Origin of the sequence: Pseudomonas sp. (assembly GCF_041601375.1) — a bacterium.
GTDB lineage: Bacteria > Pseudomonadota > Gammaproteobacteria > Pseudomonadales > Pseudomonadaceae > Aquipseudomonas.
Genome location: NZ_JBFIIG010000163.1, coordinates 1 through 9,713 on the forward strand (window position 1 = coordinate 1; position 9,713 = coordinate 9,713).

The following is a 9,713-nucleotide window of genomic DNA, read 5'->3' on the forward strand; positions in this document are numbered from 1 at the left end:
ACAGCAGCTGTACTTCGAGAATGTCTCTTGCACACGCTGGAGTTAAGAGTAATTCGTCACGCTACTTAATTTAACATAATATACATTATGCGAAGTTATAGGTTTGGCTACCGCGGTAGTTAGTAGGATAAGATGCCAGCAACCCAGGCTCGCCGTGAGAAGCCCAACATGACAGATAACAGTCGGAACAATACCCTCCGCCTTATCAAGAAATACGCCAACCGCCGCTTGTATGACACTCACACGAGCAGCCACTTGACCCTTGCGGATGTCCGTCGGCTGGTGATCGAGAATGTTCCCTTCCAGGTGGTCGACGCCAAGAGCGGTGAGGACCTGACCCGGAGCATCTTGCTGCAGATCATTCAAGAGGCTGAAAGCGACGGCGAGCCGATCTTCTCCATAGAGATGCTCACGGGCATTATTCGCTTCTATGGTCCCTTCCAGGGCATCCTCGGCAGCTACCTGGACAAGAGCATCCAGACGGTCATCGACATCCAGTCGCAAACCGGGGCTCAGTCTTCCGAGGCCTGGAGCGAGTTCATGCAGCAGCAGGCGCCGGTCATGCAGGATCTGATGCGTCAATACGTCGAGCAATCGAAGGCGCTGTACCTGAACACGCAGAACCTCTTCGGCCTGTTCGGCGGCGTGCCGCCTGGCAAGCCCGGCGCTGGACGCAAAAAAAATGGTGATGGGGAATAACCCATCACCATCTGTGCAAGCGCTGCTAATGTGCAGCGCTTCTAACTCGACTTACTTGCTACCGCCAGCCGCCTTCTTGCCCGTATCACGGGTGGCTTGCTCGGCTGCAGAGGTCGCGGCTGCGACACTGCTTTCGGCGACTTCGGCGGCCTGCTTGGCGGCCTTCTGGGCGCTTTCATAAACGCTGCCCGCATTCGCCAGCGCGGTCTTGAGCACCGCCACGGCAGGCTCGCAGCCAGCGGGCGCATTATTTCCGATCACCTCCATCAACTCCTGCACCTGTTTGGTGCCCTCCTCGACCTGGCGCTCGGCCAGTTTGCTGATTTCCGACTGGGTACCGGAGATCAGCGCATACACCTGGCTATTGAACTCTTGCAGGCGTTTGGCCTGCACCGTCGGCTGGGCCAGCGAAGCCTGCAGCTCGGCGAACCCTTGGGGAGTGCTCACCTCTAGCAGCTTGCGGAAACTGTCGAACTGTTCCTCACTGGAAGCGCGCAGGGTTTTGAACTGCAATTGACTGAGCTGCTCGACGCCCTCGAAGACCTTGGCGCTGATTTGCTGCAGCAGGTCGAGATTGCTTTTCTGGGCACTTTGCAACTTTTCTGGGTCAAAAAAAGACATGTTTGGATTCTCCTGGAATGGGATGGCCGACATGGCCCTGACACGCGAAAGCAGCTCTACTCAGTCATCGCGTCGGTTATTATGTTGCAGCGCACAAAAACACTTTGCAAGCACTTTATTGTGCGACGCACAAAATATTATCTGCGGCGGAAAGCCCTGCTTACGGTATCTATGGCCTGGCTGGGCAGCCGCTGGCTGCACGCAAGCGCCCGGACTGGCTCGTTTACGGCAGTATTTTGTTGCAGAGCAAAACAAGCATTTACACCCATGCCATTTAGACGCCTTCTCGCTCCTCGCCAAGGGATGGCCTAGATATGCAACGGAACCTGAATGGCCCGGTACTGGCCTGGCGGCATGCCGAACCAGCGGCTGCAGGCCTTATGGAAGCTGCTGTGGTCGTGGAAGCCGAGGAGATAGGCCACTCGCTTCACGCTGTAACGGGAGTGGCGCAGATAGAAGTCGGCCAGTTGCCGACGCACATCGCTCACGACATCCTTGAACTGCATACCATCCTTCTCCAGCGCGCGCTGCAGCGTTCGCTTGCTGATGCTGAGCGCTGCCGCGATCGACTCCGCGTCATGTGCCCCCTGCCCCTGTCCTTGGCTCAGACGCTGGGTGATCAGTGCACGAATTCGGCCCAGAATGGAGTAGCCGAACGACAGGTCCAACTGGGCCTCGGCCAAGGTGTCATGCAGCGCGGCAAGCGCCTCGTTGGCCATCTGCAACGGATGCAGGAGTTCCTGCTCATCGAACAAGATGCTGTCATAGGCGGCGCCGAAATGTAGCGGACAAGCAAAAAGCCGCCGATGTGCCGAGGTATCCTCCGGTTCTGGATAGGTAAACTCGATAGCCCGCGGTTGCGGCACCTCGCCCCCGGTAAGCCAGCGGCAGAACGCTAGCAGTGAGGCGAGTCCGGCGTCGGTGTACTGCCGGGGCTTGATGGAGTCGCATTGCTGGTGTTCGAGGCCGGCCAGGCGGTAATGCGATCGCTCTTCAACCAGGAAGAGACTGGAACCGGTATCGATCAACGGGCTGAAACGGACCAGGCGTTCGAGAGCCCGTTGCAGATTCAAGCTGGACATCATGGTGTAGCCGACCAACTGGAAGCTGCCCGGGTGGAAATGCCGGTAGGCGCTCAAGCCGATGTCCGGATCGCCGGACGCCTCGGCGGCCATGCCCCATAACCGGTAAAGCGCGCTGCGCTGACAGAAGCCGCCCGGTTGAGTCAGGATGCCTGCATCCAGCCCGGCCTCCCGGCATAGCTCGACCACTTCCACGCCTTCAGCCGAGAGCGTGTTCACCAGCACACTGGCATAGCCTGTACTCACTCTATACATGATGTCCTCAGCGATCTGTATCCGTTGCGCAGCCATGACGGACCCGTTCTGAGGTGCAGGCTACTGGCACTTCATGAAGCAAATATTGACCCAGATCGTCTTTATATTGTTTTTCTCCCCCGCTGTCTGACAGCGCCAAGATGGCGTAGATGGACACCAGACAGTCACCTGCCAACACTTCCGCGGCCCCAATCGATATTGAATAATCGTCCCATCTTGCAACGCAAAATGAGGAACGACTTCATGACTTCAGGCAAGCGCATCGCAATGGTGACGGGTGGCATGGGCGGCATTGGCACGGCGATCAGTCAGCGCCTGCACCAGAATGGGTTCACGGTAGTGGTCGGCTGCAGCCCCAACTCCAGCCGCAAGGACGCCTGGCTGGCGAGCCAGTTGGAGGCCGGTTATCACTTCGAGTGCGTCGACACCGACATCACCGATTGGGAGTCGACCCGCAAAGCCTTCGAACTGGTGCGCGAGAACTTCGGCCCGGTCGCCGTACTGGTCAACAACGCCGGTATCACCCGCGACGCCTCCTTTCGCAAGCTCACCCCGGAGGACTGGAACGCCGTGATCGGGACCAACCTGAGCGGCTTGTTCAACACCACCAAGCAGGTCATCGAAGGCATGTTGGCCATGGGCTGGGGGCGGATCATCAACATCTCCTCGATCAACGGCCAGCGCGGCCAGTTCGGCCAAACCAACTACTCGGCCGCCAAGGCCGGCATTCATGGTTTCACCATGGCCCTGGCACGTGAGGTCTCCGCCAAGGGCGTGACCGTCAATACCGTATCCCCAGGCTACATTCAGACCGATATGACCGCGGCCATCCGCCCGGACATTCTCGAGGGCATGATCGCGGGAATCCCGGTCGGACGCCTGGGCACTCCTACTGAAATCGCCTCGATCGTGGCCTGGTTGGCCTCCGAGGAATCCGCCTACAGCACCGGTGCCGACTTCTCGGTAAACGGCGGCATGAACATGCAGTAGCCCTGCCAGGCGCATGCATGCCCTGGTTCCGTTCGACAATCTTTCTTTGGCTTTCCCATGAGGTCACACATGAACGAAGTCGTAATCGTTGCCGCTACGCGTACCGCCATCGGCAGTTTTCAGGGGGCTCTATCCGCACTTCCCGCCGCCGAACTGGGCGCCGCGGCGATTCGCGGCCTGCTGGAACAGACGGGGGTCGACCCAGCGCAGATAGATGAGGTGATCCTCGGTCAGGTGCTCAGCGCCGGCGCCGGGCAGAACCCGGCCCGCCAGGCGGCGCTAAAAGCCGGTTTGCCGCACACCACGCCCGCCCTGACCCTGAACAAGGTCTGCGGCTCCGGTCTCAAGGCCGTCCATCTGGCTGTCCAGGCAATCCGTTGCGGCGATGCGCAGATGGTCATCGCCGGTGGCCAGGAGAACATGAGCCTGGCCCCCTACGTCCTGCCCAAGGCACGCACCGGTCTGCGCATGGGCCATGCGCAACTGATCGACAGCATGATCCAGGACGGTCTGTGGGACGTCTTCAACGACTACCACATGGGCGTCACCGCCGAGAACCTGGCGCAGAAGTACGGTATCGGCCGCGAGGCACAGGACGCCTTCGCCGCCGCCTCGCAGCAGAAGGCCAGCGCTGCGATTGAGGCCGGACGCTTCAAGAGCGAGATCACCCCGATCCTGATCGCCCAGCGCAAGGGCCCCCCGCTGGTCTTCGATACCGACGAGCAGCCGCGCGCCGACTGCAGCGCGCAGGCCCTGGGCATGCTCAAACCCGCCTTCCAGAAGGATGGCAGCGTGACCGCCGGCAATGCCTCGACCCTCAACGACGGCGCGGCGGTTCTGTTGCTTGCCAGCGCCGCCAAGGCGCAAGCCCTGGGTCTGCCAATCCTGGCTCGGATCAAGGCCTATGCCAGTGCCGGCGTGGACCCGGCCATCATGGGCATCGGCCCCGTCCCGGCGACACGGCGCACCCTGGAGAAGGCCGGCTGGCATCTGGACGAGCTGGATCTGATCGAAGCCAACGAAGCCTTTGCCGCCCAGGCGCTGGCGGTCGGCCAGGAGCTGGGCTGGGACGCCAGCAAGGTCAACGTCAACGGCGGCGCGATCGCGCTGGGTCACCCCATCGGCGCGGCCGGGGCGCGGATCCTGGTGTCGCTGCTGCATGAGCTGATCCGCCGCAACGGCAAGAAAGGCCTGGCCACCCTGTGTATCGGTGGCGGACAAGGCGTGAGTCTGGCCATCGAACGCTAGGCGAAGACGCAACGGCAACTCTGGCAGGCCGTTGAAAAACGCAGGCGAGGCAGCCGAAACAAGGCGAAAACGGCCGAAAAAGCGGACTGGGCTCGCCCGCGAGTTTACGGGTGTAAATCGGCATTTTGAGGCCGTTTTTAGCGCAGTGCCGGCCACGTAGGTAGTTTTTCAACAGCTTGCCAGGGCGGGTTCGGCCCGCGCGCCTCGGGTTGCCGGCATTCCTGCCGTTGCCGCACCGCGCGCCAGAGCGCCGCTTATTTTCTCCCCGGTCGATTTTTCCGGGCAAGGAGCTTTATGGACAACTCGCACGCATTCACTACCTACTGGTCTGGCCAGGTTCCTTTTGTGGCTTCTTTCGCGCTGCAACAATTGCGCCTTTGGGTCAGCACCAATCAATGGTTTTCCGGGCATGATCACGACGCCTGGTTCGAAATACCGAGCGAGACGCTCAATAGCCTGCAAGCCGATTACCAGCAGCAATGGGGCCAGCTCGGTCATCAGATGCTGACCCGCCAGCCCTTCAGCTTCGACGATCGACGCTTTGCCAGCGGTAACTGGAGCGAACCAATGTTCGGCTCCCTGGCCGCCTTCTACCTGCTCAACTCCAGCTTTCTCCTGCAGCTGCTCGATACCCTCAGGATCGAACAAGAGAAACCGCGCCAACGCCTGCGTTTTCTGGTCGAGCAGGCCATCGCCGCCAGTGCCCCGAGCAACTTCCTGGCGAGCAACCCCGACGCCCTCCAGCGCATGGTGGAGACCCAGGGTGCCAGCCTGTTCACCGGCCTGATGCACCTGGCCAGCGACCTGCAGGAAGGCAAAATGCGCCAGTGCGATAGCGGCGCCTTCACGGTTGGCGTCGATCTGGCGATCAGCCCCGGCGAAGTGGTCTTCGAGAACGAGCTGTTCCAGCTCATTCAGTACTACCCGCAGAGCGAAAGCCAATACCAGCGGCCGCTGTTCATCGTCCCGCCGGCGATCAACAAGTACTACGTTCTCGACCTGCGCCCGGACAACTCGATGGTTCGCCACCTGCTGGAGCAAGGGCATCCGGTGTTCCTGATGTCGTGGCGCAACTTCGACGAGGAGCTCGCCGACACCAGCTGGGATGACCTGATCGAGCACGGCGTGATCCAGGCCCTGCAGGTGACCCGGGCGATCAGCGGCGAGCCGCGGCTCAACTGCGTGGGCTTCTGCATCGGCGGCACCCTGTTGAGCAGCGCACTGGCAGTACTCGCCGCGCGCGACGACCGGGAGATCGCCGGCGTGAGTCTGTTGACCACCTTCCTCGACTATCTCGATACCGGTCCGATCAGCATATTCGTCGACGAGGAGCTGGTGGCCTACCGTGAGCGCACCATCGGCGGCCAGGGTGGCGCGGTCGGCCTGTTTCGTGGCGAGGACATGGGCAATACCTTCTCCCTGCTTCGCCCCAACGACCTGTGGTGGAACTACAACGTCGACAAATACCTCAAGGGCCAGAAGCCCATCCCGCTCGACCTGCTGTACTGGAACAACGACAGCACCCACCTCCCCGGCCCCATGTACTGCTGGTACCTGCGCCACACCTACCTGCAGAACGACCTGAAGTCGGGAGAGCTGGAGTGCTGCGGGGTCAAGCTCGACCTGAGCGCCATCGACGCCCCCGCCTACATCCTGGCCACCCATGACGACCACATCGTGCCCTGGAGGAGCGCCTACGCCAGCACCGCCCTGCTCTCCGGAACCAAGCGTTTTGTCCTCGGTGCTTCCGGGCATATCGCCGGCGTCATCAACCCGCCCGCCAAGCAGAAGCGGCATTACTGGACAAACAACCTGATCACGAAAAATCCAGACAGCTGGTTCAAGGGCGCCAAGCAGCAACCCGGAAGCTGGTGGAACGACTGGTTCGCCTGGCTGGCCAAACACGCCGGCGAGCGCCAGCCCGCGGTGGCTCGCCTCGGCAGCGAGCAATATCCTCCGTTGGAACCGGCGCCGGGCCGCTATGTAAAGCAATGAGCCATTGCTTTTGCCCAAGCGTATTGAAGCAGGGAGCCCGTGAGGCCCTGCTCAAGCGTTCGACGGGCGCCGCAGAACATCTACCTCAGGCGCGAGCTGACGAGCTCTGCCGCCGGCGCTGTGTTCGACGAAGCGTCCCCGCGGCAACCGCGGGAGCGTCTGACCGGGCTTGAAACGCGTGTCTGCGGCATGTCCCGCTTGCGCCGCGCCTTGCCCTCCCGGCGGCATTTTTACTGCTAACGTCCACAAAGCAGGATGCCTAATCGGCTGACTGGGGAAGGGGCGCAATTGAAGTTTGAAGTCAGCGCCTGAGTCATCAATAACGTGGAGATGCCCTGATGGGTTACATGATGCACGACACATCGATGTGGCCCTTTGGGCCATTGATGATGGTGTTTTTTTCAGCACTGATCATCCTGCCGTTTTGGTTCATATTCAAAAAGGCAGGGTACTCGCCATGGTTGGGACTGTTGATGGTCGTGCCAATCGTCAACCTCGTCCTGCTGTATTTCCTGGCATTCTCCGAGTGGCCAAAAAGCCCGAGAAAGGAGGACTCGCGTGATTGAGCAAAGGGTCGAATGGCACCCTGCCCCGCCCTGCGATGGAACGTTCGTCGAGGGTTATGTTCCTGCAGCACAGGTTTTTTGCAGCTCGCCGAGATCACCTGGCAGGAATCGCGGCACCGGGAATGCCGGCAGGTTCTCCCGGCATGGAGGCAGGCGCCGCGCGGCATGCTTGTCAGGTGATCGCGCTGACCGCTTCCGGCACTGACCTGGTGCCGGAGGTGTACCCCGCGACCTAATGTCGGATAGGCCCGCAGGCAGCACTTGATGAGGTGATGACCGATTTATCGCATAGCCAGCTCGTCCGATTGCACTGCAACCGGCCTGCGCCGGCTAGCTCCTGGTCTACCCTTACCGCAACTGACACTGACGGCACGCCCCAGGTGGGTCACCGGTTTGACGGAGGAACTCCGAATGGAACGAAACGACAGTAACCGCGTCGCTATCGCTATCCTGATCTCGGCCGTTCTGGTTGCAGCTGCAGTGGTCTATCTGGGCCGACAGATGACGCTCGGTTCGGACGATGAGCGGGTGGCGGCCCTGATTGTTGAACGCCTCGAGGCGCCGGGCGGCGCGCTGTCCGACGAGGCCTTCAACGCCCGGGTCGAGCAAGGCATCAGAGCCTTCGCCGACAAGCAGCGCGAGAGCCGGAGCCAGGCCCAGGAGCGCCAGCCGAACGAACTGGCGAAGAGCGTCCCGCCGCCCTCGCAGGATGACCACCTGTATGGCGATCTGGACGCAGCGGTGACGCTGATCGAGTACTCGGACTTCGAATGCCCGTTCTGCAAGCGTTTCCATGGCACGGCGAAGCAGTTGGTGGATGCCTCCAACGGCCAGGTGAACTGGGTTTATCGTCACTTCCCGCTGGGTTTCCACAACCCTGGAGCACAGAAGCAGGCCGAAGCGGCGGAGTGCGCCGCCGAGCTGGGCGGCAACGAGGTTTTTTGGACGTTCACCGACACCCTCTATGCGCGCACCCGATCCAACGGCAAAGGCTTTCCGATCGAGAACCTGACGCCCCTGGCCGCCGAAATCGGCCTCGACCAGGCGAGGTTCCAGGAGTGCCTGGACAGCGAGCGCTTCGCCGACAAGGTGCGACAGCAGATGGCCGCAGGCGCGCGTGCCGGGGTCTCGGGCACGCCGGGGAACATCCTCTACCACAAGTCGTCCGGCCGGGTGATCGCCATCCACGGTGCCCAGCCGCTGGAGCGTTTTCAGCAGGCCGCCCAGGCCCTCAGCAATACCGCCCCCTAGCAGGCCGTTGAAACATGTAGGCGAGGCAGGCAAGACCTGGCCTACAGAAGCGGCCTGGCCGCCGGGGCCGGACGATCCAGTTCGGCTCCGCTGTCATCCTGCCCCAAGGGCCAGGCCATGATCACCGACCAGCTTGCGGCCTTGGCTTATCGGTTTTTTGCAAAGGTTTCCAGCGCTGGGCAGGATCGGCTGACCCCTCGCGGAGGGGTAAAATCCTACCGAGCTGCAGGCAAGGATCTCACGCATGGCAGAATTGTTGCTGGCGAACGAATCACTCGTCCGCATCACCTGGTTTCTCGTCATCTTTGCTGCACTGGCGGCATGGGAAGCGGCGGCGCCTCGACGGCCGCGGGAACTTTCCCGCCTGCTGCGTTGGAGCAACAATCTTGGCCTGGTGCTGATCGACCGGGTACTGCTCCATCTCGGCTTGCCCGTCCTGGCGGTCGGTTTTGCCCTGCAGGCAGAGGCAGGTGGCTGGGGGTTGCTCAACTCATTCGACGTACCCTTCGCACTGGCCTTGCCGGTGTCGCTGCTGGCCCTCGATCTGGCGATCTATCTGCAACATGTGCTGTTCCATGCGGTCCCCGCCCTCTGGCGCCTGCATCGCGTGCACCATGCCGACCTGGAGTTCGATGTCAGCACGGGGCTGCGCTTTCACCCCATCGAGATTCTGCTTTCGATGGGCATCAAACTCGTCGTGGTTGCCGTGCTCGGACCGCCCGCCATCGCGGTGCTGGTCTTCGAGGTGCTGCTGAACGCCACCTCGATGTTCAACCACAGTAACGTGCGCATTCCGCTCGGACTGGACCGGATCCTGCGCTGGATAGTCGTCACCCCGGACATGCACCGAGTTCACCACTCCATCCATGCGAACGAGACCAACAGCAATTTCGGTTTCAACCTGCCGTGGTGGGATCGATTGTTTGGCACCTACCGTGCTCAGCCTTCGGCAGGTCATGAACAAATGGAAATTGGAATCGAAATCTTCCGGGAGCCTAAAGAATTA

At 61.3% G+C, this 9,713-nt stretch carries 10 protein-coding genes; 8 read left to right on the forward strand and 2 right to left on the reverse strand.

From position 1 onward, the window contains the following. Nucleotides 1-168: 168 nt before the first annotated feature. The gene (gene phaR, locus ABZE94_RS17350; protein ID WP_372876848.1) at nucleotides 169-699 is read left to right on the forward strand and encodes a polyhydroxyalkanoate synthesis repressor PhaR; all 531 of its coding nucleotides are present in this window, start codon (nucleotides 169-171) and stop codon (nucleotides 697-699) included. A 51-nt stretch (nucleotides 700-750) separates the two neighbouring features. Here the strand turns inward: phaR and phaP are convergent, their stop codons facing one another. Beyond that, a complete protein-coding gene (phaP, locus tag ABZE94_RS17355; RefSeq protein WP_372876850.1) occupies nucleotides 751-1,320 on the reverse strand; it encodes a TIGR01841 family phasin in 570 nt (189 codons plus the stop codon). Between the two features lie 308 nt (nucleotides 1,321-1,628). Then, a complete protein-coding gene (locus ABZE94_RS17360) occupies nucleotides 1,629-2,657 on the reverse strand; it encodes an AraC family transcriptional regulator (RefSeq protein WP_372876864.1) in 1,029 nt (342 codons plus the stop codon). Between the two features lie 243 nt (nucleotides 2,658-2,900). Between ABZE94_RS17360 and phbB the strand changes: the two genes are divergently transcribed. The 7 genes from phbB to ABZE94_RS17395 form a co-directional block, all read left to right on the forward strand. Beyond that, nucleotides 2,901-3,647, forward strand: coding sequence for an acetoacetyl-CoA reductase (gene phbB, locus ABZE94_RS17365; RefSeq protein ID WP_372876852.1), 747 nt, complete (start codon nucleotides 2,901-2,903; stop codon nucleotides 3,645-3,647). 69 nt (nucleotides 3,648-3,716) lie between these two features. Beyond that, nucleotides 3,717-4,895: an acetyl-CoA C-acetyltransferase gene (locus ABZE94_RS17370; RefSeq protein WP_372876854.1), complete on the forward strand. Its 1,179-nt coding sequence runs from the start codon at nucleotides 3,717-3,719 to the stop codon at nucleotides 4,893-4,895. Between the two features lie 294 nt (nucleotides 4,896-5,189). Beyond that, entirely contained in the window at nucleotides 5,190-6,890 is a 1,701-nt protein-coding gene (gene phaC / locus ABZE94_RS17375) for a class I poly(R)-hydroxyalkanoic acid synthase (protein ID WP_372876856.1), read from the forward strand. A 338-nt stretch (nucleotides 6,891-7,228) separates the two neighbouring features. Then, nucleotides 7,229-7,456: a hypothetical protein gene (locus tag ABZE94_RS17380; RefSeq protein ID WP_372876858.1), complete on the forward strand. Its 228-nt coding sequence runs from the start codon at nucleotides 7,229-7,231 to the stop codon at nucleotides 7,454-7,456. A 56-nt stretch (nucleotides 7,457-7,512) separates the two neighbouring features. Beyond that, nucleotides 7,513-7,692, forward strand: a complete 180-nt coding sequence (locus ABZE94_RS17385; protein ID WP_372876860.1) for a DUF411 domain-containing protein — start codon at nucleotides 7,513-7,515, stop codon at nucleotides 7,690-7,692. A 175-nt stretch (nucleotides 7,693-7,867) separates the two neighbouring features. After that, nucleotides 7,868-8,707 carry a DsbA family protein gene (locus ABZE94_RS17390; RefSeq protein WP_372876861.1) on the forward strand — a complete coding sequence of 280 codons (840 nt, stop codon included), beginning with the start codon at nucleotides 7,868-7,870 and terminating at the stop codon, nucleotides 8,705-8,707. Between the two features lie 244 nt (nucleotides 8,708-8,951). Next, nucleotides 8,952-9,713: sterol desaturase family protein (locus ABZE94_RS17395; protein WP_372876863.1), on the forward strand; the 762-nt coding region annotated here is incomplete at its 3' end.